General features: G+C 72.1%; 17 protein-coding genes. 6 read left to right on the plus strand and 11 right to left on the minus strand.

Annotated elements, in window-relative coordinates:
- Window position 1: 1 nt before the first annotated feature.
- Window positions 2-757 (minus strand): DeoR/GlpR family DNA-binding transcription regulator, encoded by a 756-nt coding sequence (locus ACYVLT_RS27180; protein WP_461123044.1) that lies wholly within the window; start codon window positions 755-757, stop codon window positions 2-4.
- Window positions 758-869: 112 nt separating this feature from the next.
- On the opposite strand from ACYVLT_RS27180, the gene ACYVLT_RS27185 reads away from it, so the two are divergent.
- Together ACYVLT_RS27185 and ACYVLT_RS27190 are read left to right on the plus strand one after the other, a co-directional pair.
- A complete protein-coding gene (locus tag ACYVLT_RS27185) occupies window positions 870-1,610 on the plus strand; it encodes an SIS domain-containing protein (protein WP_461123045.1) in 741 nt (246 codons plus the stop codon).
- Window positions 1,611-1,672: 62 nt separating this feature from the next.
- Window positions 1,673-3,241 (plus strand): penicillin-binding transpeptidase domain-containing protein, encoded by a 1,569-nt coding sequence (locus tag ACYVLT_RS27190; RefSeq protein ID WP_461123046.1) that lies wholly within the window; start codon window positions 1,673-1,675, stop codon window positions 3,239-3,241.
- A gap of 26 nt (window positions 3,242-3,267) precedes the next feature.
- Here ACYVLT_RS27190 and ACYVLT_RS27195 read toward each other — a convergent pair whose 3' ends face one another.
- From ACYVLT_RS27195 to ACYVLT_RS27210, 4 genes are all read right to left on the minus strand, one after another.
- Window positions 3,268-5,184, minus strand: a complete 1,917-nt coding sequence (locus ACYVLT_RS27195; protein WP_461123065.1) for an ABC transporter ATP-binding protein — start codon at window positions 5,182-5,184, stop codon at window positions 3,268-3,270.
- 1,186 nt (window positions 5,185-6,370) lie between these two features.
- A complete protein-coding gene (locus tag ACYVLT_RS27200; protein WP_461123047.1) occupies window positions 6,371-7,186 on the minus strand; it encodes an enoyl-CoA hydratase/isomerase family protein in 816 nt (271 codons plus the stop codon).
- 66 nt (window positions 7,187-7,252) lie between these two features.
- On the minus strand, window positions 7,253-7,462 hold the full coding sequence (locus tag ACYVLT_RS27205; RefSeq protein ID WP_015103570.1) for a helix-turn-helix domain-containing protein: 210 nt from the start codon (window positions 7,460-7,462) through the stop codon (window positions 7,253-7,255).
- A 177-nt stretch (window positions 7,463-7,639) separates the two neighbouring features.
- Window positions 7,640-9,268, minus strand: a complete 1,629-nt coding sequence (locus tag ACYVLT_RS27210; protein ID WP_461123048.1) for an ABC-F family ATP-binding cassette domain-containing protein — start codon at window positions 9,266-9,268, stop codon at window positions 7,640-7,642.
- Between the two features lie 141 nt (window positions 9,269-9,409).
- Between ACYVLT_RS27210 and ACYVLT_RS27215 the strand changes: the two genes are divergently transcribed.
- Both ACYVLT_RS27215 and ACYVLT_RS27220 read left to right on the plus strand, forming a co-directional pair.
- Entirely contained in the window at window positions 9,410-10,183 is a 774-nt protein-coding gene (locus ACYVLT_RS27215; protein ID WP_461123049.1) for an SDR family oxidoreductase, read from the plus strand.
- Window positions 10,184-10,571: 388 nt separating this feature from the next.
- On the plus strand, window positions 10,572-10,883 hold the full coding sequence (locus ACYVLT_RS27220) for a hypothetical protein (RefSeq protein ID WP_461123050.1): 312 nt from the start codon (window positions 10,572-10,574) through the stop codon (window positions 10,881-10,883).
- Between the two features lie 111 nt (window positions 10,884-10,994).
- Here ACYVLT_RS27220 and ACYVLT_RS27225 read toward each other — a convergent pair whose 3' ends face one another.
- The 4 genes from ACYVLT_RS27225 to ACYVLT_RS27240 form a co-directional block, all read right to left on the minus strand.
- Window positions 10,995-11,510 carry a SigE family RNA polymerase sigma factor gene (locus ACYVLT_RS27225; protein WP_461123051.1) on the minus strand — a complete coding sequence of 172 codons (516 nt, stop codon included), beginning with the start codon at window positions 11,508-11,510 and terminating at the stop codon, window positions 10,995-10,997.
- Window positions 11,511-11,514: 4 nt separating this feature from the next.
- The gene (locus ACYVLT_RS27230; protein WP_461123052.1) at window positions 11,515-11,922 is read right to left on the minus strand and encodes a hypothetical protein; all 408 of its coding nucleotides are present in this window, start codon (window positions 11,920-11,922) and stop codon (window positions 11,515-11,517) included.
- An 81-nt stretch (window positions 11,923-12,003) separates the two neighbouring features.
- On the minus strand, window positions 12,004-12,684 hold the full coding sequence (locus ACYVLT_RS27235; RefSeq protein ID WP_461123053.1) for an acVLRF1 family peptidyl-tRNA hydrolase: 681 nt from the start codon (window positions 12,682-12,684) through the stop codon (window positions 12,004-12,006).
- Complete coding sequence (locus ACYVLT_RS27240; protein WP_461123054.1) at window positions 12,681-13,256, minus strand: hypothetical protein; 576 nt, start codon at window positions 13,254-13,256, stop codon at window positions 12,681-12,683. Before ACYVLT_RS27240 ends, ACYVLT_RS27235 begins: the two co-directional genes overlap by 4 nt.
- A gap of 382 nt (window positions 13,257-13,638) precedes the next feature.
- Here ACYVLT_RS27240 and ACYVLT_RS27245 point away from each other — a divergent pair, with 382 nt between their 5' ends.
- The gene (locus tag ACYVLT_RS27245; protein ID WP_461123055.1) at window positions 13,639-14,616 is read left to right on the plus strand and encodes a hypothetical protein; all 978 of its coding nucleotides are present in this window, start codon (window positions 13,639-13,641) and stop codon (window positions 14,614-14,616) included.
- A 51-nt stretch (window positions 14,617-14,667) separates the two neighbouring features.
- On the opposite strand, the gene ACYVLT_RS27250 is transcribed toward ACYVLT_RS27245, so the two are convergent.
- Together ACYVLT_RS27250 and ACYVLT_RS27255 are read right to left on the minus strand one after the other, a co-directional pair.
- Window positions 14,668-17,436, minus strand: a complete 2,769-nt coding sequence (locus tag ACYVLT_RS27250) for a S8 family serine peptidase (RefSeq protein ID WP_461123056.1) — start codon at window positions 17,434-17,436, stop codon at window positions 14,668-14,670.
- Window positions 17,437-17,600: 164 nt separating this feature from the next.
- Entirely contained in the window at window positions 17,601-19,166 is a 1,566-nt protein-coding gene (locus tag ACYVLT_RS27255) for a deoxyguanosinetriphosphate triphosphohydrolase family protein (RefSeq protein ID WP_461123066.1), read from the minus strand.
- 90 nt (window positions 19,167-19,256) lie between these two features.
- On the opposite strand from ACYVLT_RS27255, the gene ACYVLT_RS27260 reads away from it, so the two are divergent.
- Window positions 19,257-22,373: a CHAT domain-containing protein gene (locus tag ACYVLT_RS27260; RefSeq protein WP_461123057.1), complete on the plus strand. Its 3,117-nt coding sequence runs from the start codon at window positions 19,257-19,259 to the stop codon at window positions 22,371-22,373.
- The last annotated feature ends 64 nt before the right edge of the window (window positions 22,374-22,437 follow it).

A 22,437-nucleotide genomic window follows, 5' to 3' on the forward strand; every position in this document is an offset into this window, starting at 1 on the left:
GTCAGACAAGCCGTACCTCCACACCGGCGTCCCGCATCCGGGCCACCTCCTCCTCCGGCGCCTCGGAGTCGGTGACCAGCACGTCGATCGCCTCCACCGGGCACACCCGCCCGAACGCCGTGCGCCCGAACTTCGAGCTGTCGATCGCCGCGACCACGCGCGCCGACGCGTCGACGGCCGCCTTCTTCACCGCACCCTCGGCCAGGTCGTGCGCCGACACGCCGTCGCGCACGCTCAGCCCGCAGCTGCCGAGCACCACCGTGTCGAACCGCATCACCTCGAACGCGTGCTCGGTGAGCGGTCCGACGAACGCCAGCTCGCCGGGCCGGAGGTCGCCGCCCGGCAGCACGAGCCGCACCTGCTCCGCGCCGCGCAGCAGGTCCGCCGCGTGCAGCGACAGCGGCAGCACGGTCATCCGCCGGTCGATCAGCACCCGGGCCACCTCCACGGTGGTGCTGCCGCCGTCGAGCACGACCGCCTCACCGTCGTCCAGCAGCGCGGCGACCGCCGCGCCGATGCGCCGCTTGACCTCCAGCCGCTGCCGGGACCGCGCCGCGTACGGCGTCTCCTCGCCCGTCAGCATGCCGACCGCCGCACCGCGCACCCGCCGGAGCAGGCCTTCCCGCTCCAGCACGTCGAGGTCGCGCCGCACGGTCATCTCCGAGGCTCCCACCAACCCGGCCAGGGTGCCGACCGCCACGCGTTCACCGCCGCGCAGGCGCTGGAGGATCTTCTCGTGCCGCCACGCAACATCCATGGTGTTCAGCTGAACATCCGCGATGTTTGAAGGTCAACACCCTGGCGGGTGATGGGACGATCCGGTAGGACTGGGCACCGGCACCGTTTGGTATAGACCACTGGAGGACCGCATGACGACCGAGCTCGCGACCGATTCCGACTACGGCGACGTCGTGCGCAACCACCTGACCAGGGTGGAGCAGCAGAACGCGGGGGCACTGGACGACGTGGCCGAACTGGTGCTGGCGAGCGTTCGCGCGGACGGCATGGTGCTCACCGCCGGCGCCGGCCACTCCCTCGCCGCGGTCGCCGAGACGTTCTACCGCGCCGGCGGCCTGGCCTGCGTGCGCCCGATCTACCACCCGGAACTGCTGCCCATGCACGGCGCGGTGAGCAGCACGGCCGCCGAACGCCGCTCCGGCCTGGCCGCCGAGGTGCTGCGCGAAGCGGGCCTGGCCGCGCACGACCTGCTGTTCGTCTTCTCCACCTCGGGCGTGAACCCCTACCCGGTGGAACTGGCGGTGCTCGCGGCGGACGCCGGCTGCCCCGTGGTGGCGGTGACGTCGGTCGCGGCGAGCGCGCTCGCACCGCGCCGTGCGGGCACGACGCTCGCCGAGAACGCCACCGTGGTGCTGGACAACCTGGTGCCGCCCGGCGACGCGACCTACCCGCTCGCGAACCCCGTCACCGCCGCCGTCTCCACGATCGCGACCGCGTTCCTGTGGAACCTGCTGATGGTGCGCCTGTTCGACAAGGCGGCCGAGGCGGGCGTGCCGCTGCCGCTGTGGCGCAGCGCGAACGTCGAGGGCGGCGACACGGCCAACGCCGACCTGCTGCGCAAGTACCACACGCGGGTGCCCCAGCTGGGCTGAACCGAAGTTCACGAATTCTCCACACGGTCGGGTTAATCTCCGACCGGCAAGGGGGGTTATTCGTGAACGAGAGAACGAAGCGGTGGGTGCTGACCGGTGGGGGCGTCGCGTCGGTCGCGGTGATCGTGGCGGGCGTGCTGGTGCTGTGGCCGGACGACGGGCCGGCGACCGAGGACAAACCCCCGAGGGTGGGCCCGGGTGTCGTCGCCCAGCAGTTCTTCACCGCGATGATGTCCGGCCAGGCGGGACAGGCCGCGGCGGCCACCGACGCGGTGGACGCGGCGGGCGCGGCGATCGCCCGGACCCAGCAGGGCATGCCGGGGGTGTCGTTCCACGCGCAGCTCGGCGCGCTGCCGCAGGTGCCCGAGGGCGCCACGACGACCTCGGTCGACGCGGCCGTCACGTGGACGCTGCCCGGCGGCGTGCCGTTGCGGTACCCGACCCGGGTCGAGCTGCGGCTGGCGGACGACCGGTGGCGGGTGCACTGGTCGCCGACCCTGCTGCACCCGCAGCTCGCCGAGGGCCAGAGCCTGGCCTACACCACGACCGCCGCCGACGGCGCGCTGCTCGACCGCCACGGCGCGCCCGTGCCGCCGGGCTTCGCGCCGGTGGTGATGGACTCGGTGCGGCAGACCGTCGGCGCGTTGAACGGCACGCCCGGTTGGCAGGTCGCCATCGTCGACCCGAACGGGGCACCGGTCGCCGTGGTGCAGGAGCAGAAGGCGCAGGGCGCGAGGACGACCACGGTCACGTTGGACCCGAAGACCCAGGCCGCCGCGCAGGCCGCGGTCGACCAGGTCGGCGAGGCGGCGATGCTGGTGGCGATCCAGCCGTCGACCGGCGAGATCCTGGCGGTGGCGCAGAACCAGACCGCCGGACGCGACCCGCTCGCGCTGTACGGCCGGTACGAGCCCGGGTCGACGTTCAAGGTCGTCACCGCCACGGCGGCGTTGACCGGCGGGTTGGCGACCGCCGACACGCCGGTGGCGTGCCCCGGCAAGGCGACCATCGGCACCCGGCAGATCACCAACGAGGACTCGTTCGAGCTGGGCACGGTGCCGCTGCGCCGGGCGTTCGCGGCGTCGTGCAACACCAGCTTCGGCCGGCTGGCGGCGTCCCTGCCCGCGACGGCGCTGCCCGAGGCCGCCGCGTACTTCGGGCTGGCGTCGGACTTCACCGTCGCGGGCATCACCACGAACACCGGCAAGATCCCGCCCGCCGACTCCGTGCCCGCCCGGGTGGAGGCCGGCATCGGCCAGGGCCAGATGCAGGCGACGCCGTTCGGCATGGCGCTGGTCGCGGCCACGGTCGCCAACGGCCGCACGCCCGTGCCGCAGCTGATCCGGGAGATCCCGACCGAGGGCACGCAGCCGACGGCGTTGCCCGGCGGGGTCGCGACCGCGCTGCGTTCGATGATGGGCGAGGTGGTGACCGGTGGCACGGCCCGGGAGCTCGCCCCTTACGGTGCGGTGCGCGGCAAGACCGGCACCGCCCAGTTCGGTGACGGTTCGCGGGCGCACGGGTGGTTCATCGGGTACCGGGGCGACCTCGCGTTCTCGGTGCTGGTGGTGAACGGCGGCTCGTCCAAGGTCGCGGTGGCCGCCTCCGGCACGTTCCTCGGCGGTCTCTAGCTCGGTGGTCTCCCAGACAGCGGTCTCTAGACGGCTGCCTCCGCGGTCCGCGCGGGCGCGCCCGTCGTCTCGGCGGGCTCCCCGCCCTTCTCCGACTCGTCGAACTGCGTCCGGTACAGGTCGGTGTAGCGCCCCTCGGCCGCGAGCAGCTCGGCGTGCGTGCCGCGTTCCACCACTCGCCCGTCCTCCACGACCAGGATCTGGTCCGCCGCCCGGATCGTGGACAGCCGGTGCGCGATCACCAGCGCGGTCCGGCCGCGCAACGCCTCGGTCAGCGCGACCTGCACGGCGGCCTCCGACTCGGAGTCCAGGTGCGCGGTCGCCTCGTCCAGGATCACCACGCGCGGCCGGGCCAGCAGCAGGCGGGCGATGGTCAACCGCTGCCGTTCACCGCCGGACAGCCGGTAGCCGCGCTCGCCCACCACGGTTTCGAGGCCGTCGGGCAGTGATCCGACCAGGGTGTCCAGGCGGGCGCGGCGCAGCGCGTCCCACAGTTCGTCCTCGGTCGCGCCGGGACGCGGGTAGCTCAGGTTCGCGCGGATGGTGTCGTGGAACAGGTGCCCGTCCTGGGTGACGACGCCGACCGCGCGGCGCAGCGACTCGAACGACAGCTCGCGCACGTCCACGTCGGAGAGCCGGACGGTGCCGGCATCGGCGTCGTAGAGCCGCGGCACCAGCGAGGCGATGGTCGACTTGCCCGCGCCGGACGAGCCGACGAGTGCGACCAGCTGGCCGGGCTCGGCGCGGAAGCTGATGCCGTGCAACACCTCCTCACCACCGCGTGTGTCCAATGTGGCCACTGATTCCAGTGAGGCCAACGAGACCTTGTCCGCCGCCGGGTAGGCGAACCGCACGTCGTCGAACTCCACCGACACCGGGCCGTCGGGCACGCGGCGCGGTCGTTCCGGTTCGGTGATCATGGGCTTGAGGTCCAGTACTTCGAACACCCGTTCGAAGGACACGAGGGCGGTCATCACGTCGACCCGGGCGTTGGCCAGGGCGGTGAGCGGCGAGTACAGGCGGGTGAGCAGCAGGGCCAGGGACACCACGGTGCCCGCGGCCAGGTGGCCGGTGAGCGCGAGGTAGCCGCCGAGGCCGTAGACCAGCGCTTGGGCGAGTGCCGAGACCAGGGTCAGGCCGGTCATGAACCAGCGGGTGGCCATCGCGGTGCGGACGCCGATGTCGCGGACGCGCTCGGCCCGTTCACCGAACTCCGCCACCTCGTCCTCGGGTCGGCCGAACAGCTTCACCAGCGTCGCGCCGGGGGCGGAGAACCGTTCGGTCATCTGGGTGGTCATACCCGCGTTCAGCGTGGAGGCTTCGCGTTGCAGGTCCGCCATCCGGGCGCCCATGCGGCGGGCCGGGATCACGAACACCGGCAACAACACCAGGGCGAGTGCGGTCACCTGCCACGACAGGGTGAACATCACGCCCAGTGAGAGCCCCAATTGGATGACATTGGTGACGACCCCGGAGAGCGTCGACGTGAACGCCCGCTGCGCGCCGATCACGTCGTTGTTCAGCCGGCTGACCAACGCACCGGTGCGCGTTCGGGTGAAGAACGCCACGGGCATCCGCTGCACGTGCCCGTACACCGCGACCCGCAGGTCGTGGATCAACCCCTCCCCGATCCGCGCCGACTGCCACCTCTCGACCAGCCCCAACCCCGCATCCACCACCGCGATCCCCGCGATCACCACGGCCAACCAAACCACCACCGACACACCCCGCCCGCCGACGATGGCATCCACCACCCGCCCCGCGAGCACCGGCGTGCTCACCGCGAGTACCGCGGACACCACCGTGAGCAGCAGGAACACCACCAACTTCGCCCGATGCGGCCCCGCAAACCCCAACACCCGCCGAAACGTCCCCCGCCGCACCCCGGTAGGCACATCGGACGCCCGCATCGCACTGCGCATCAAACCCCAGGAACCGTCCACGACAGACAGCAACGCCCCCACCACCCCCAACGTTCCCGCTCACCCCAACCACCCTCCCCCCACCCGTCCGCGCGGCCGGACCAAAACCCGCCAACCGCCCCGCCCCAGCCTCACGGGACGCACGTGACCAGTCGCGCGCCAGCGAACCTGGCCGGTCGCGCGCCGCTGAATCCGGCGGGTCACGGGCCAGCGGATCTGGCGCCAGGGCGCGGGTCGCGGCGCGCGGTCAGGCCGAGGCGAACGCGGATCGCGGGGCAAGCCGGGCGGACGGCAGTCAATCCGGCGGGTACGGGATCGCGCGCGGAGCCGTACCCGCCGGGCCGCAGATCGCGGGCGACGGCCGAATCCGGCGAACCGAAGTCGCGGCCAAGCCGGTCGGGTTGCGATCAGCGGTCCCGAGGGCGGCCAAGCCGGGCGGCTGGGATCGCAGGCGAGCCGGGCGGCAGCGGGCGCGCCAGCAGGCGCAGATCACGGGCGGCAGCCAGGTCCGGCGGCGCGGATCGCGCGCGAGCGGGGCGGGCGACGGTCGCGGGCTGGGAGCGCGGGCGAGCCGGACATGCGGCGGGCGGGTCGGCGAGCGCGGATCACGGGCGAGCAGGGCGACGACAGTCGCGGGCTGCGGTCGCGCCGGGCGGGCCGGCCACCGGATCCCTGGCCGGCTGGCGGATCCCAGGCGGGCGGATCCCAGGCCGGCGGATCCCAGGCCGGCGGATCCCAGGCCGGCGGGTCGCGGGCGGCAGGGCCCCAGGCGGGCGGGTCGCGGGCGAGCGGGTCGCGGGCGGGCGGCGACCGGCGGTAGGGAGCGGCTGCCAGGGTCGCGGCTGCGAGGGTCCGGGGTCGCGGGCGAGCCGGGCGGGCGGCGGGGTCGCGCGGTCGGGGCGGCGGCGGGGTGGGGGCGCTGGGGCGGCGCGGGGTCCGGCGGCAGGGCGGCACGAGGGCTGCGGCGGCGGGGCGGTGGTGGTGGCAGGCAGGGCGGTGGGTGGTGTGTCGGCGGCGGGGCGGCGGCCGACCGGCTCGCGGATCGGGGCGGTGGTGGCCGGCGGGGTGGTCGGTGTGGTGAGTGGTTCGGGTGAGTGAGTGGGCTGGCTGGGGTGGTTCGGCGCTCGGTCATATCAACCGAGGTACGGGAACAGTGTTTCCGTACATTTTCGGATCGATCTCACCCGATCGTGTCCAACCTGGAGGGTCAGCCCTGGCCGCCGGCCAGGGCGGTCAGTTCGGCGAGTCGGCGCAGTTGTGCCTCGCGCTCGGCCCGCAGCTGCTGCTCCTCCGACGCACCCTCCGCCGCCGACGCCAGCAGCGCCAACGTCTCCCGCACCGCACCCGGCATCGGCTTCAGCACCTGCGCGACCAGGTCGTCCACCGCCGCGTCCAACCCGTCCGCCGGCACGACGGAGTTCGCCAGACCGATCCGCAACGCCTCCTCGGCACCGACGCGCCGTCCCGTCACGCAGATCTCGGCCGCGCGCGAGTACCCGACCAGGCGCACCAGCGGCAGCGTGCCGCCCAGGTCGGGCACCAGGCCGAGCGAGGTCTCGGCCATGCTGAACTTGACGTCGTCGGCGGCCACGCGGAAGTCGCACGCGAGGGCGAGTTGGAAGCCCGCGCCGATCGCGTGCCCGCGCACCGCGGCGACCGTCACCCGAGCCGGGTCGCGCAACCAGCGGAAGCCCTCTTGGAACTCCGCGATCAGCGCAGCACCCGCCTCGGGTCCCCGTCGCGTGATCTCCGGCAGACCCGGCTCGCCCTCCACCGGGGCGCCCGTGAACATGCGCCGGTCGAGCCCGGCGGAAAAGGCACGACCGGAACCCCGGACGACCACGACGCGGACGTCCGGGCCCAGCTGTTCGCCGATCGTCCGCAACGCCACCCAGGTCGACGGCGTCTGTGCGTTGAGCACCTCGGGACGGTCAAGCGTGATCGTCGCGCGCGGTCCGTCCACGACGAGCCGCACGCCTCCGCGTTCCAGCAGGCCGGCGTCGATGGTGGTCGGTGCCGACATGCGTGAACCTCCGGGTTTCGTCAGGCGTCGTCTCTCCTCGACGCCATGTGGTTACCGGAGGGTAGCTTACTTCTTCTTCGTGCGGGTGGCGCCACCGCGACCGCGCAGCTGCACACCGGACTCGCTGAGCACCCGGTGCACGAAGCCGTAGGAGCGCCCGGTGGACTCGGCCAACGCCCGGATGCTCGCGCCCTTTTCGTACTTCTTCTTCAGGTCAGCGGCCAGCTTGTCCCGCGTGGCGCCGGTGATCCGGGCGCCCTTCTTCAGGTCAGCCACCTTGTCCCGCCTTCCGTAGACAGCAGGTCGGGCCTTCGAAAGCCCCTGTCGTCGCAATGATCGAACACGAAGACCAAGAACGCCAGGTGATCAAGCGAAATGATCGGCGAGCGGTCGTTTGATCACACAGAGTCGATCAGGGCTCACGTTGTGGTGTGAAGTGCGAAACCCGTTGGCTCAAGCCAACTGCACGAGCTCCAGGTACTCCTGGGACCAGTGATCCTCGGTCCCGTCGGGCAGCAGGATCACCCGCTCGGGCTCAAGCGCTTCCACCGCGCCGGGGTCGTGCGTGACCAGGACGACGGCGCCCTCGTAGCGGCGCAGCGCGTCGAGCACCTGCTCGCGGCTGGCCGGGTCGAGGTTGTTGGTCGGCTCGTCCAGCAGCAGCACGTTCGCCGCGCTCGACACCAGACCGGCCAGCGCCAACCGGGTCTTCTCGCCACCCGACAACGTGCCCGCGGGCTGTTCGAGCTGCTCACCGCTGAACAGGAACGTGCCCAGCAGCGAGCGGAGCTGCTGTTCGGCCACGTCCGGCGCGGCGTGGCGGATGTTCTGCCACACCGTGGCCTCGTGGTCGAGCGTCTCGTGCTCCTGGGCGAAGTACCCGAGCTTGAGGCCGTGCCCGGCGATGACCTCGCCGTTGTCGGGGCGTTCCATCGAGCCGATCAGCCTCAGCAACGTGGTCTTGCCCGCGCCGTTGAGCCCGAGGATGACCACCCGTGAACCGCGGTCGATGGCCAGGTCGACGCCGGTGAACACTTCGAGCGACCCGTACGACTTGCTCAGACCCTCCGCGGTCAACGGCGTCCTGCCGCACGTGGCGGGCGACGGGAAGCGGATCTTGGCGACCTTGTCCGCCTGGCGGGTGTCCTCCAGGCCGGACAGCAGCTTCTCGGCGCGGCGGGCCATGTTCTGCGCGGCGACGGCCTTGGTGGCCTTCGCGCGCATCTTGTCCGCCTGCGCCATGAGCGCGCCGGCCTTCTTCTCCGCGTTGGCGCGCTCGCGACGGCGGCGCTTCTCGTCCGCGGCACGCGCTTCGAGGTACTTCTTCCAGCCCATGTTGTAGATGTCGACCTCGCCGCGCGTCGCGTCGAGGAACCACACCTTGTTGACCACGTCGTCGAGCAGCTCGACGTCGTGGCTGATCACGACCAGGCCACCCTCGTGCGACTTGAGGAACCCGCGCAGCCACGCGATCGAGTCCGCGTCGAGGTGGTTGGTCGGCTCGTCGATCAGCAGGATCGTGCTGGACTTCGCGCCGACACCGCCCTCGGAGGCGGCGAACAGGATGCGGGCCAGCTCGACGCGGCGGCGCTGACCACCGGACAGGGTGCGCAGCGGCTGGGCCAGCACGCGGTCGGCCAAGCCCAGGTTCGCGCAGATGCGGGCGGCTTCGCTCTCGGCCGCGTACCCGCCTAGGGCGGAGAACCGCTCCTCAAGACGGCCGTACTTGCGCACGGCCTCCTGCAGCTCGGTGTCGTCCACCAGCTCGGCCATGGCGGACTGCATCTTCTCCATGTCGCGGAGCAGCTGGTCCAGGCCTCGCGCGGACAGCACGCGGTCCTTGGCGACGACCGACAGGTCACCCTCGCGCGGGTCCTGCGGCAGGTAGCCGAGCTCGCCGGTGCGGCGCACTTCGCCCGCGTACGGCTGGCCCTCGCCCGCGAGCACGCGCAGTGAGGTGGTCTTCCCGGCGCCGTTGCGGCCGACGAGGCCGATGCGGTCGCCCGGCTGCACGCGCAGCGTGGCGTCGGACAGCAGGATGCGCGAGCCCGCGCGCAACTCGAGATCGGTTGCGGTGATCAAGTTTTACTCCGGGGTGTGGTCGTGCGAGGTCAACGGCGCGGCTGGCGCGGGACCTACTCGATCAGGATGACCACGGTTCCAGTCTACGGGGTGGGCGCCACTTGATTATCGAGGTGTGTCCACCGGCATACATTGCCCGCTATGACTTCGGACTTCACGGGCAGGACGGCCCTGGTCACGGGCGCCAGTCGGGGCATCGGGCACGGCATCGCGCTGGAGCTGCTGACGCGCGGCGCGTCGGTGACGATCACGGCCCGCAAGGCGGACGCGGTCGCCGCCGCGGCCGAATCCCTGGCCTCGACCGCGGGCGTCTCACCCGATCGGGTGTTGGCGGTGCCGGGGAACGCGGGCAGCGCCGACGATCGGGCACGGGCCGTCGAGTCGACCGTGGAGCGGTTCGGGCGGCTGGACGTGCTGGTGAACAACACCGGCATCAACCCGGTGTTCGGGGCGCTGGTGGACGCGGACCTGGACGCGGTGCGGAAGATCTTCGACGTCAACGTGGTCGCCGCGCTGGGGTTCGTGCAGCTGGCGTGGAAGGCGTGGATGCGGGAGCACGGTGGCGCGGTGGTGAACATCGCGTCGGTGGGCGGGCTGCGGTCGACCGGGGTGATCGGGGCGTACGGGGCGAGCAAGGCGGCGCTGATCCGGTTGACGGAGGAGCTGGCGTGGCAGCTCGGGCCGAAGGTCCGGGTCAACGCGGTCGCGCCGGCGGTCGTGAAGACGCGCTTCGCCGAGGCCCTGTACACCGGGCGTGAGGAGGCGGCGGCGGCCGGCTACCCGATGAAGCGGCTCGGGACGCCGGAGGACGTCGCGCGGCTGGTCGCGTTCCTGGCGTCGGACGGCGCGGAGTGGATCACCGGCGAGACCGTGCGCGTGGACGGCGGTCTGCTGGCCACCGGCACCCTGGGGTAGTTGTACCGACCTCACGGCAGCTCGGCGCTCGGTCTCGGAGCGGTAGGGGCGGGGTGCGTCTGTGGGTGAATCCCGGCGGCGGCGAGCGTGTCGCGCCACAGACGTGAGGGACCGGAACGCGATGGCGGTGTGCTGGGTCTCGTTGGGCGGGATCTCGGTGTAGGCCGGGCGGTGGCGCGGTCCAGGTGCGGCTTCAGGTGGGAGGCGGCGGCCCGGCCGCAAAGGCCATCCCCGGTCCGCGAGCAGACCGGGCCAGACGCAGCCTGCCTGCGGGGATCACCCGAGGCCCCTCCCTCATTCCAACATCATCCGACTACGTGTTCGACCGCCCACAACCTCTGCACGGGTCGGCCGTCAGCCGCGGATGGTGGTGAGCAGTGGATGTTCGGTGCTCGTGGATCTCGCGGTGGTCTGCGCGGTGGGGGAGGTCGTCCTCGTCGTGGTGGACGTGGGCGTCGGGTCCGGGCTGGTCGTCAGTGGCACCGAGGGGTTGGTCGAGGGGTTCGGTGGGTCCCCGACGGTCGAGGAGGTGGCGTCCTCCGGCGCGGTGGAGGGGCTGGTCGGGATGGGGGTGCTGGAGCTGCTCGCCGGACCCGGCGGGCCCGCCGGGCTGTTGTCGCCGTTCGGGGGCTGGTTCAGGGCGAAGGCGACCACCACCGCCACCATCGCGGTGCCCGTCCCGGTCGCGGCCACCGCGTAGGCACGGCGGCGGCGTTTGATCCGCACACCCCGGTGGACGATGTCCACGGCCCCGAACGACCGCGGCAGCGGCTGGATGTTCAGTTCCTCGAACGTCTTTCTCAGCTCGTCCTCAAGCACCGCGCCTCACCTCCTGCCACAACTCGCCGAACTCCGGTCCCAGCCTCTGCCGCAACGCCTTCAGGCCGCGGCTCGTGTTGCTCTTCACCGTGCCCACCGAGCAACCGAGGGCCGCGGCCGTCTCCTCCACCCCCAGGTCGTGCCAGTACCGCAGCACGAGCGTCGCCCGCTGCTTGGCGGGCACGGCGCTCAACGCCTGCCACACCACCAGCTTGTCCTCGCTCAACGACCCCGCCACCGGCACCTCCGGCAACGCGTCGGTGAGCTTCTCCCGTTTCCACCGCACGCGGCGTCGCTCGGCCAGGAACGTGCGCACCACGATCTGCCGGAGGTAGGCGTCCAGCCCTTCGCGCTGCGCCAGCTTCGGCCCCGCCAGGTAGAGCTTGAGGAACGCGGACTGCACCACGTCTTCGGCCTCGTGGTGGTTGCCGCACAACAAGAGCGCGGTGAAGCGCATCGAGTCGGCGCACCGGTCGAAGTAGTGGGTGAACTCCGCGTCCCAGCTCACGCCGTCAGCGCCTCGTGGTGGCCGTCGGCGAGGTAGACAGCGGCGGCCTCGTCGTCGTGGTCGTCACGGGGAAGGACGCACCGGGCGAGGTCGTCACCGTCGACGTCACCGGCGGCCGGGACGACGTGGGCTCGGGGTGCACCGTGGTCGGCCTCGGGGTGACCTCCACCGGCATGCTCGTGGTCGCGGGCGGCTGGGTCACCGTCGACTGCGGTTCGGTCGCGATGGAGGTCGGCGAGGTGGTGGCCGGCGAGGTGGCGACCGGTGACGTGCTGACCGAGGTGGGGGACGGCCGGGTGGTGGTCGACACGGGCGCCTCGTCGCCGCCGCCGGACGCCAGCGCGGGCACGGCCACGGCGACACCGCCGAGCACGATCGCTCCCGCCGCCAGCACGAGTCGTTTGCGCAGCAAGACTGCTCCTCGGGTTCGTGGGGCCACCGCGGTCCGGTGCCCCCTCACCCTTATGAATGCGGTCGGGGTGGGCGGGGGTTGTCACGACTTCCCGGGTGATTCCCGGACCACGACCTCCACCGCCCGCACCCGGACCGCGGCCTCGTCCAACACCGCCCGCCGGGGCTCCGGCACGTCCAGCACCCGCGGTGAGGCCAACGCGAACACCTCGTCCAGCCGGCGGTCACCCCGCAGCGCGTCCAACGCCTGCCGGTCACCACCGAGCACGACCGCGTCCAGCTCACCCACCCGAGGCGCCAGCACCCGCGCCGCGTCGTCCGCCGCGGCCTGGAGGGCGACCCGCGCCTGCCCTTCCCGCCGCCGGGCGAACCGCTGCTGCGACCACCCGCCCGCTTTGTTGCGCCCGTGCACCTGACGACTGTCCGTGGTCGACATGAGCACCACCCCGTCCCGCGCCACCCCGATGCTGTGCCCGCCGAGCCGCACCAGCAGCAGCCCGACCCGACGCGAAGTGAACGCGTGCGCCAGCAACGCGTCGAGCACGAGACCATCGGACTCACCCGACGGAGTGAATTCACCGAAGGCGGCGTCGACCGAAGCCGTAGCTCCGTCCACCGCCGTGACCAGGCAACGGTCGGCGGTCACCGAGGTCGAGCGCGCTCCCCCGTGCCGGGCGGCGAACCGCGAGAACCACCCTTCCAGGCGTTCCGGCGGCACCTCGACCGCCCGTCCGCCGCCGGAGACCGGGCGGACCCTGCTCATGCGGGCGCGACCGCGACCCAGACCGGTAGCGGGTGCCCGCACTCGGCCGGCGAGAGCCGCTGCACCGCGCCGAACCCGGCATCGGCCAGCGACGCGGAGATCTGCTCGGGCGACAGCACCCGGTGCCGGGTCGACACGGTGTTCGCGACCTCCCACGTCTCCGCGCCGCGCACCAGCCGCACCACTTCCAGGGCGTAGGACTCGCCGTCGGCCGACCAGTCCCACAGCTGCACGGTCACCTGCCGGTCCGGCCCCCGCCCGGACACCTTCGGCGGCGGCGCGGTGGGCCGCAACCGGCCGAGCTTGTCCAGCTCGGGCACGGCGGCGACGAACAGCCCGCCCGGCCGGAGCGCCTGCCGGGCCAGCACCAGCGCCTGGTCGAGCGCGTTCTCGTGGGCCAGCCGGGGCAGCAGGTCGTCGCCCGCGCGGACCACGTCGACCGGCGGCCCGCCGTGGTGGCGCACCACGTCGAGCAGGTCGAGCACCACGTGGTGGCCGTCGCCGAGCACGGCGGCGGCGACCTCCGTCAACGGGTCCTCCGGCAGGGGCACGAGGTCCTGGGCGGCGGTCACCGGGCACACAGTAGGCCCAACGGATCAACACCCGCCAACGACACGTGGCCAGCGGGGCGCACGGCGAAGCGCACGGCGGAGCGGGTGACGAAGCAGGTGACGACGCACACGACCGGGCACGCCGCCCGCTGCCGAACGGTCGCTTACCGCGCACCGGTACCGAAGGGCCCGCCGCCACGACCCCGAAGCCCCCGTTGCACAATGTTACCGACGGGTTTACAAAGGAGAGAGCACGGATGTTCACCACTTGACAGAACGATGCCCATCCCAGTGAACTCGTAACCCGTATGGCCCAATCATTGACTCCACCTGGTAGGCACCAACGCCCTGCGTTGGCGGGTAGGGTCACTGGGGCGTGATCTCATGACAGCGGGGAGTCACAATGACCAACGCTGCCGGTCGACCCAACCTGTCCGTCGACGAACTCGACTCGGCGGGCCACGGCAGTCTTGCGCAGCTTCTCACCACGGGACCCTTCCCCGAGGCGCTGAGAGCCGCGATCAAAGCAAGCAGGCTGAGTCTCGACCGCATCCAGCACCGTCTCGCGCTGCGCGGGGTCACCATCAGCGTCGCGACGCTGAGCTACTGGCAGTCCGGCCGACGCCGACCCGAGCGACCCGAGTCGCTGGAGGCGCTGCGCCACCTGGAGACCGTGCTCGGCGTACCGCAGGCAGGCCTGTCGGCGCTGCTGGGGCCGCCGCGCCCGCGCGGCAGGCGGTCGCGGCCGACGACGATGATGCCGATCGACGCGCTGTGGGCGCGTCGCGAGCGGGTGGCGACCCTGCTCACCAAGGTGGACACGTCCTCGGACGTGAAGCTGGGCCGGATCAGCCAGCACGACCGCATCGAGATCGCCGCGGACGGCGGTCAGCGCTCGGTGTGGGTGCGCCAGATCCTGCGCGCCGAGCAGGACGGCCCGGACCGCTGGGCGCTGGTGTTCGAGACCGAGCAGGCGGACGTGCTGCCGCAGGTGGTGAACCTGCGCAACTGCCACCTCGGCCGCGTGGTCGAGGACACCGAGGCCAACATCATGGCCGCCGAGATGATGTTCGACCGGCCCCTGAGCAGGGGCGAGACCATCATCATGGAGTACGAGCTGCTGTTCGCCGAGGGCCACTACCCGGCGGGCAACAACACGTTCACCCGCAAGTTCCGGCTGCCGGTGCGCGAGTACGTGATCGAGGTGCGGTTCGACCAGTCCCACCTGCCCGCCCGCTGCCAGCAGTTCAGCGTGCCCGCCGGTGACGACACCCCGGCCCGGCGCCGCAACCTGGCGCTGGACGCGGCCGGTGGCGTGCACGCCGTGGCGCTCGGTTTCGGGCCCGGCGTGTTCGGCATCCGCTGGGAGTGGCCGAAGTAACACGTGAACAAAAGGGCCCCGGAAGCGTGCTCCCGGGGCCCTTTTCGTCGATCAGATGTAACCGTTGATCTTCAGCGAGACCGCGCGGATCGAGCCGCGGTCGGACGCGGCACCGTCCACGACCTTGAACGTCCACGTGCCGTCGACCGGCTCCGCGAGCAGCCCGCCCAGCGGGGTGGTGGGCCGCCACGTGCCGGTGTACGGCGCGAGGTTGCTGGTCACCGAGGAGAACGGCTGCGCGGCGGTGTCGTCGAACACGACCTGGCACAGGTTGTTGCCGGTCGAGCCGTTGCGCTGGAACACCGTGGCCGTCGCGCCGGACGGCGAGGTCAGCGTGCCGACCAGGTCACCGACGAACGTGTGGTCGATGCCGACGGTCGTCGCGCCGGTGTTCGCGTTGCAGGTGTCGCCGTCGATGGAGAACACGATCTTGGAGCCGCGGCCGACGCCGCTGACCGGGATCTGCACCGCGACGCCGGTGGCGTCGTTGTCCGGGATGGCCACGACCGGCCCGGCGTAGGCGAACGTCCTGGTGTCGCGGGACGGCTCGCCGACGTTGAGCGTGAACGAGCTCGTGGTCGGCGAGGTCGAGCCCGCGAACGTCACCCGGGCGTCCAGCCGGACGGCCGAGCCGACGCCGAGGGACGCGGGCACGGTCACCTTGAACGTGTTGGTGACCGTCTGGCCGACCTCGACGTTGCCGTAGTACTTCGACCGGGGCGCGATCGTCACGCCCGCGGTGGGCGTGGTGAGCACGAGGCTGGTCGACGCGGCCGTGCCGTCACCGGAGTTGACCACCGGCACGGTGACCGTTGCCGTGGTGTTCGGCTTGAGGTACTGGCTGCCGTCGGCGTCGTTGACCACGGACGGCTTCGCCGCCTTCGCCAGCGGCTGCGGCGAGGCGCCGGTGTAGCCCAGCACCAGGTCGGCGCGCACGATGCCCGCGCCGGTCCGGTTGTCGACGCCCGCCTCGACGATGTCGATCGCGGTGGCGGTCAGCGCCTGGCGCACCTCGGCCGGCGACAACCCGGGGTTGCCGGACAGCACCAGGCCCGCGATGGCCGCGGCGTTCGGCGCGGACGCCGACGTGCCGAAGAACGGGTTGAACCCGGCCACGCTGGTCTGCACGCCGTCCGCCGCGGTCAGGTCCGGCTTCTGCCTGACCTCCTCGCGCGGGGTGCCGTCGGGCGCGAAGAACACCCGGCGCGGACCGTCGGAGGTGAACCGCTCGGGCTTCTGCGTGCCGTCGAACGCGTTCGGGAACGGGCCGCGCGGGTTGGCCGGGTCGCCCGGCTCCAGGTCGAACGGCAGCGGGTTGTTCGCCGGGGCGGCCGCCACGCTGATCGCGCCCTTGGCCGCGGAGTGGCCGCGGGTCACGCCGGAGGTCGCGAACTTCTTCAGCCCGTCGGAGGAGTCCTTGAAGCGACCGCCCAGGGCGGACAGCGACAGGTACTTGTCCTCACCGCGGAACTTCACCACGGCCAACCGCAGGCCGAAGGCGCTCGCGGGCGTGTTCAGCCGCTCGTACGGGTCCTGGCTGCCGTCCTGCACGCCCTGGCTGAACGACACCACGTTGCCCTGCGAGTTCGCCAGGTACAGGTCGTAGTCGTTGAACGACGAGGTCAGCGGGTCGGACCAGAACAACGTCACCGGGACGTTGCCGGAGCTGTCCGACAGCGGGTTGAACACCTGCTTGGCGTCCGGCGAGGGGTTGAAGTCGTGCGCGGTGCCGGCGAACTTGCCGACGCCGACGCCGGAGTCGACGAACTGGCCCTCCCAGTGGCCCGAGGTGCCGTCGGCGACGTTGCCCTCGTTGCCCGCGGAGGAGAAGAACAGCGCGCCGTCGGCGGTGACCGCGTCCACGGCCTGCGCGATCACGCCGTCCTGGAACGGCGACTCGTTGAAGTAGAGGATGTCGTCCACGATGACGTCGCAGCCCAGCTGCGAGCGCAGCGCGCGGATGTTGTCGGCGAAGCTCGCGTCGCCGTTGATCGCGGTGGCGAAGCCGAGGCTCGCGTTCGGGGCGATGTCGTGGAGGATCTCCAGCATCGCGGTGCCCTCGTTGCCCGAGCCCTCCTGGCCGGGCAGGACCTCGACGCCCGCGGGCAGCTCACCGGCGGCCTGCGACAGGGCCAGCGAGTCGACGCCGTCGGACAGCGCGCACAGCTTCACGCCGGTGCCGGTGACGCGGAAGTCGTCACGCGCGGTGTCCGCCGCGTGCGCCCGGTCACCCTCGCCGGTCCGGATCGCCTGCGGTGCGATCAGGGCCTCGCGGGTGCGGGCCTCGATCTCCCTGGCCTTGTCCTCCTTCGAGGGGACGGGGTCGGCCTTGCGGTCCTTCTGGTTGAACGTCTTGTACTCGACCGCGGCCTCGACGCGGCGGACGTCACCGCGGGCGGAGAGGGAGGTCAGCGCGTTCAGCGGCAGCTGGGCGCGGACGGTCTTGCCCTCCGTGGAGACCGAGCGGATGCCGCCGCCCGCGGCCTTCACGGCGGCGACCAGGTCGTCGGTGACCTTGAAGGCGCGGATGTCCACCACGACGGTGTTTCCGCTGTGGACCTTCACCCCGGTCTGGAGGGCGGGGAGCTTGTTGAGCGTCGTGGCGTTCCCGCGGCGGCGCTGCTCGACCACGAGCGCGCTGTCCACTTTGGACTCGGCTTCGGTGAGGGACTTCTTGATGTCCTGCAGCGCGGCGATCTGCGCCGCGGTCCGCGCTTCGACGCCCTTGGACGCCTTGGTCGGGTCGGCGGTGGCGGGCGCTGCGACGCCCGCGGTCAACAGCACGGCGGCACCCGCCGCGATCAGGGCGTTTCTTCGCAAACGACGTTTCGGTGAGCGCACAGGCGTCTCCCCCAGATTGGCGTGCCCCCGACGCACGCGGCCTCCGGTCGGATGTCTCCGACCGAGGGGTCAACGTATTGCGCACGGCCAAGTACCGTCTGCCACCGTTCGGCCTACTTCGCAGACGGTCGATCCATCACATTTCACAGTACAAAAGCATCTGTCCACAGCTGACCGGTTCGTCCGGACAGTGCGTCGAGCAGCGCCGCGGCCTGGTTGTCGGTGAGCGAGGCGACGAAGTCGACCACCGCCCGGCCGCGGGCCAGCGCCCGAACCGCGTCCGGACCCGACGGCGTCTCCCCCGTGGCGCCGACGAGCACCGACGGGTCGGTCCGGGCGAGCGCGGCGTACTCGGCGCCCGCCAGCTCCACCAGGTCGTGCAGCCTGCGCGGCAGCCGGTTCGCCTCGTGCCGGTCGGTGACCCACTGCTCCAGCGCCTCGACCAGCGCGGTGAGCAGCCGCGCCTGGCCGCGCTGGTGCAGCGCGAGGTCGGGTCGGAGCAGCACGAACCGGCGGTGCACGAACTTCAGCACCTGCACCTCGTGCCACTGCGGCACGGCCAGCACCACGTGCCCCGAGCGGGTCGTCGGCTCCTCGACCACGCCGACCGCGTCCACCAGGCGGCGCGTCCAGCGGGCGGAGAACCCGGCGACGGCCTGCTCGGCCTCCACCGAGCCGTCGAACGGGACCGCCAGCAGGCCGTCGACCAGCTCCGCGCGCACCTTGGCCACGGCGTGCGCGAACACCTCGTCGTCCACCGCCCACGAGTCCTTGGCGTGCAGCCGGCGGCGCAGGGTCTCCAGCGAACGACCCGGTCGGCGTTGCTGGGCGGCGAGGTCGGCCAGGCTCAGACCCGCGAGCTCGACGGCGTGGTCGAGCCAGGTGTTCAGCTCGGTGGACACCGCCGCGTGCTGGAGCACACCCACCCGGTGGAAGTCCTCCAGGTCGTGGATGGCGTAGGCGATGTCGTCGGCGGTGTCCATGACCGACGCCTCCACCGTCTGCTGCCACGGCTCCAACCGGCCCGCGTAGAACGCGCGGGACTGCTCGACGTCGTCCACCTCGGTGACGTAGGCGGAGAACTTGGCGGAACCGGTGCCCGGCGCGTCGACGGGCTCGGCCGCGCCACGGGGCGGCGCCGGGAGGTCCCTGGGGTGCGGCTTGGGGTAGGACAGGCGCGTCCACGGGTACTTGAGCATCGCCGCGCGCACCGCCACGGTGAGGTCCAGCCCGACCGCGGCCGGACCCCGCGCGTCGGTGGTCGTGACGATGCGGAACGACTGGGCGTTGCCCTCGAACCCGTCCGACAGCCCGAACCGGTGCCGGGCCAGCCGGTCGAGGACCTGCTCGCCGAGGTGCCCGAACGGCGGGTGCCCCAGGTCGTGCGCCAGCGAGGCGGCCTCCACCACGTCCGGGTCGCAACCGCCGAGCTTCTCCAGCAGGTTGGCGTAGTCCGGGCGGGTGTTGAGGCGCTCGGCGATGGCGCGGGCCGCCTGGGCGACCTTCAGGCTGTGCGTGAGGCGGTTGTGCACCAGCAGGCCGGAGCCGGTCGAGCTGACGACCTGCGTGACGCCGCCGAGCCGCGCGAAGAACGGCGAGCTGGCCACGCGGTCCCGGTCGACGCGGAACGGGACCGTGGCCAGGTCGGCCTGCACGGCGTTCCCGCCGGAGCGGCGCTGCGTTCGGGGGTCGACGGTCTCGTGCTGCATGGCCTCGTGGTGCATGGCGGAGAACTTAGTCGCGGGGAACCACGGGCACCGGGTTGGCGCTACCGTTCAAGAGGGCGGATGGAGGTCGGCTTGGGGAGTGAGGAGTCGGGCCACTCGAACGAGCTCTCCGGTTCCGGCGAGTCGTTCGTGCAGGCGCGGGACGTGTCCGGCGGCATCCACTTCCACGCCTCGCGTGCACCGCGACCACGCCAGCTGCCGCTGCCGATCGGCCACTTCACCGGGCGCGAACCCGAGCTGGCCGAGCTGGACGCGCTGCTGGGCGAGCACTTCACCGAGGTGGTGGTCTCCGCGGTTTCCGGCACGGCGGGCGTCGGCAAGACCGCGTTGGCGATCCACTGGGCGCACCGCGTGCGCGACCGGTTCCCGGACGGGCAGCTGTACGTGGACCTGCGCGGCTACGACCGGGAACTGCCGTTGGAGCACGGTGACGTGCTCGCCGGGTTCCTGCGTGCGCTCGGCGTCGTGGACGTGCCGAACGACGTCCAGGAACGCGCCGCCCTCTACCGCAGCCTGCTCGCCGACCGCCGCGTGCTCGTGGTGCTGGACAACGCCCGCACCGCGAGCCAGGTCCTGCCGCTGCTGCCGGGCAGCCCCGGCTGCTTCGTGATCGTGACCAGCCGGGACGCCCTCCCGGAGCTGCGGGTCCGGTACGGCGCGCGAGGCGTCGACCTCGACCGGCTGCCACCGGCCGACGCCGTGCGGCTGCTCCGCACCTCGATCGGACGGCGGGTGGACGAGAACCCGGACGACGCGGTCGCGCTGGTGGAGCTGTGCGCACGGCTGCCGTTGGCGCTGAGGATCGCCGCCGAGGTGGCCGTGGTCCGGCCGCGCGCCTCGCTGGGCGAACTGGTGACCGAGCTGGCCGGCGAACGGCGGCTGCTGGGCCTGGCCCAGGACGACCGCACGATCCGCACCGTGTTCTCGTGGTCGTTCAAGCAGCTCGACGACGACTGCCGCGCGCTGTTCCGCGTGCTCGGGCTGCACCCCGGCAGGCAGTACGACACCGCGTCGGTCGCCGCGCTCGCCTCGGTGGACGAGGCGGAGGCGAACCGCCTGCTCGACGCGCTCGCCCGCGTGCACCTGGTGGAGGCCGGCGCGGACGGGCGGTTCGGCATGCACGACCTGCTCACCGCCTACGCCCGTGAACAGGCGGAGACCGTGATCGACCGGGAAGCGGCGGACCGCGCGTTCGGCCGGTTGTTCGAGCACTACGCGGCCAAGGCCCACGCCGCGCTCGACGCCGACGTGCCGGCCTGGTTCGAGACCGAACGGCTCAACCTCACCATCGTGGCGAAGCACGCGGCCCTGCGCGGCGTGCCGGCCTTCCGGCTCGGCGCGTACGAGCGTGACCTGGCGCTGCTCACCCGCGTGGTCGGTGACATCCCGCGCGCCCTGCAGTACTTCAGGCAAGCGCTCAAGACCTGCCGGACCTCCGCGTCCGACCTCGTGGACCGCATCGAGCTCGACCAGGCCGAGACGATGATCGCGGCGGGCATCCACTCCGAGGCGTGCTCGCTCTTCGACGAACTGCGCCTGCGGTGGCGGGACACCCACCCGCTGCTGGCCAGGCTGGACCAGCACCACGCCATGGCGGAACTGGCCAGGGGCGACGCCGAACGCGCCGCCGGACTCGCCGCGGTCGCGCGGGTCCGGTTCGCCGATGCGGGCGACCACCGGGCCGCGGCCAGCTGCGCGCTCACGCACCTCGCCGCGTTCACCGCCGAGCCGGAGCGACTGACCGGGGACGCGCGGTCCGAGCACTACCAGCGGTCACTGAGCACCGCGGCCGAGCTGACCAAGGCCGGTCTGCCCGACGAGGCCGCGTTCGCGGTGCTGCTCGGCGTGCGGCTGGTGATCGCCGACGGCGACGTCGGCCTGGCGGCCACGTTGATGCCGGAAACGGCTGCCAAGCGACCCGCCCGGATCGACTACCGGCTCCTGCTCCAGCTGTGCCGGGCGGAGATCGCGCTCAAGCGCGGCAAGGGCGACGACGTGCTGTTCGAGGTGGAAACCGCCTTCGGACTCGTGGAGCGGGAGCGCTCCGCCGAACTCAGCCCCGTGCCCATCGGCGGGTTGTACCGCAGACGGCTCCGTGACCTCGCGTTGGACGTGGTCGTGCAGCGGCAGGATCCCGGCGCTCTCTTCACCTTCACCGAGCGTGCCCGCGTGCAACGCCTCAAGTACGCGCCGGCACGACCGGCGGCCGACGCGGCCACGCTCGACCAGGTGGTGCACGCGATCGGTGATCGTGCGCTGATCAGCTTCGTCACCGTGTGGGACGAGCTGTTCGCGCTCGTCGTGACCGACGAAGGGACCAGCGTCCTCGGGTTCGGCCCGACCGAGGTGATCTTCGACCCGGCTCAGCGGCTGCACTCCGACGTCAACGCCATGGCACCGGACCACCTCGCACCTCCGTTGGCAGCCGTCATCGCGGCGTCGGCCGAACGGCAGGCGCGCACGCTCGACGGGCTCCTCATGCGGCCGTTGGCCGAGCACATCGGGGATCGTGAACTGGTGGTCGTACCCACCGGCCCCCTGTACTCGGTCGCGTGGTCGGCGTTGGCGACGTTGCGCGCCAGGTCGGTCGTCGTGGCGCCGTCCATCACGGCATGGCTGGCCTCGGAAGCGACTCCGCCCCTGCCCGGACCAGGCCGTGTCGTGCTGGCCGCCGGACCGGGCCTGCCCGCGGCCGCGCGTGAGATCGACGGCCTCGCCCGGCTCCACCTCGACCCCACGGTGCTCCCGGTGAACCAGGCGAAAGTCGCCGAGGTGCTGAAGGTGTGCGACGGCGCGGCCGTGGTGCACCTCGCGGCATACGGGGTCAACGAACCGGAGAACGCCCACTTTTCCAGGCTGGAGTTCATCGACGGGGTGCTGTTCGCCCACGAGTTCAGCGAGATGCGCCACCCGCCGCGACAGGTGGTGCTCGCCGCCTGCGAACTCGCCGGCGGACACGTCGAACCGGACGACGACGCCCTCGGCTTCGCCGACGCCATGCTGCTCGCAGGGGTCAGCACGGTCATCGTCTCCATCGGCCGCGTGGGGGACGAGACCACGGCCACCGCTATGCACGACTACCACCAGGCCCTCGCGACAGGCATGTCACCGGCGCGAGCACTCGCGAAAGCGGTGGCGGTGGACCCGTTGCGACGGCCGTTCATCTGCGTCGGCTCGGGCAAGGCATGAAAAAAGCCTTCAGGGGCACTCGAACCAGTCGAGTGCCCCTGAAGGCTGAAAAATTGTTCGGCGG

The organism is Saccharothrix stipae (assembly GCF_054781895.1).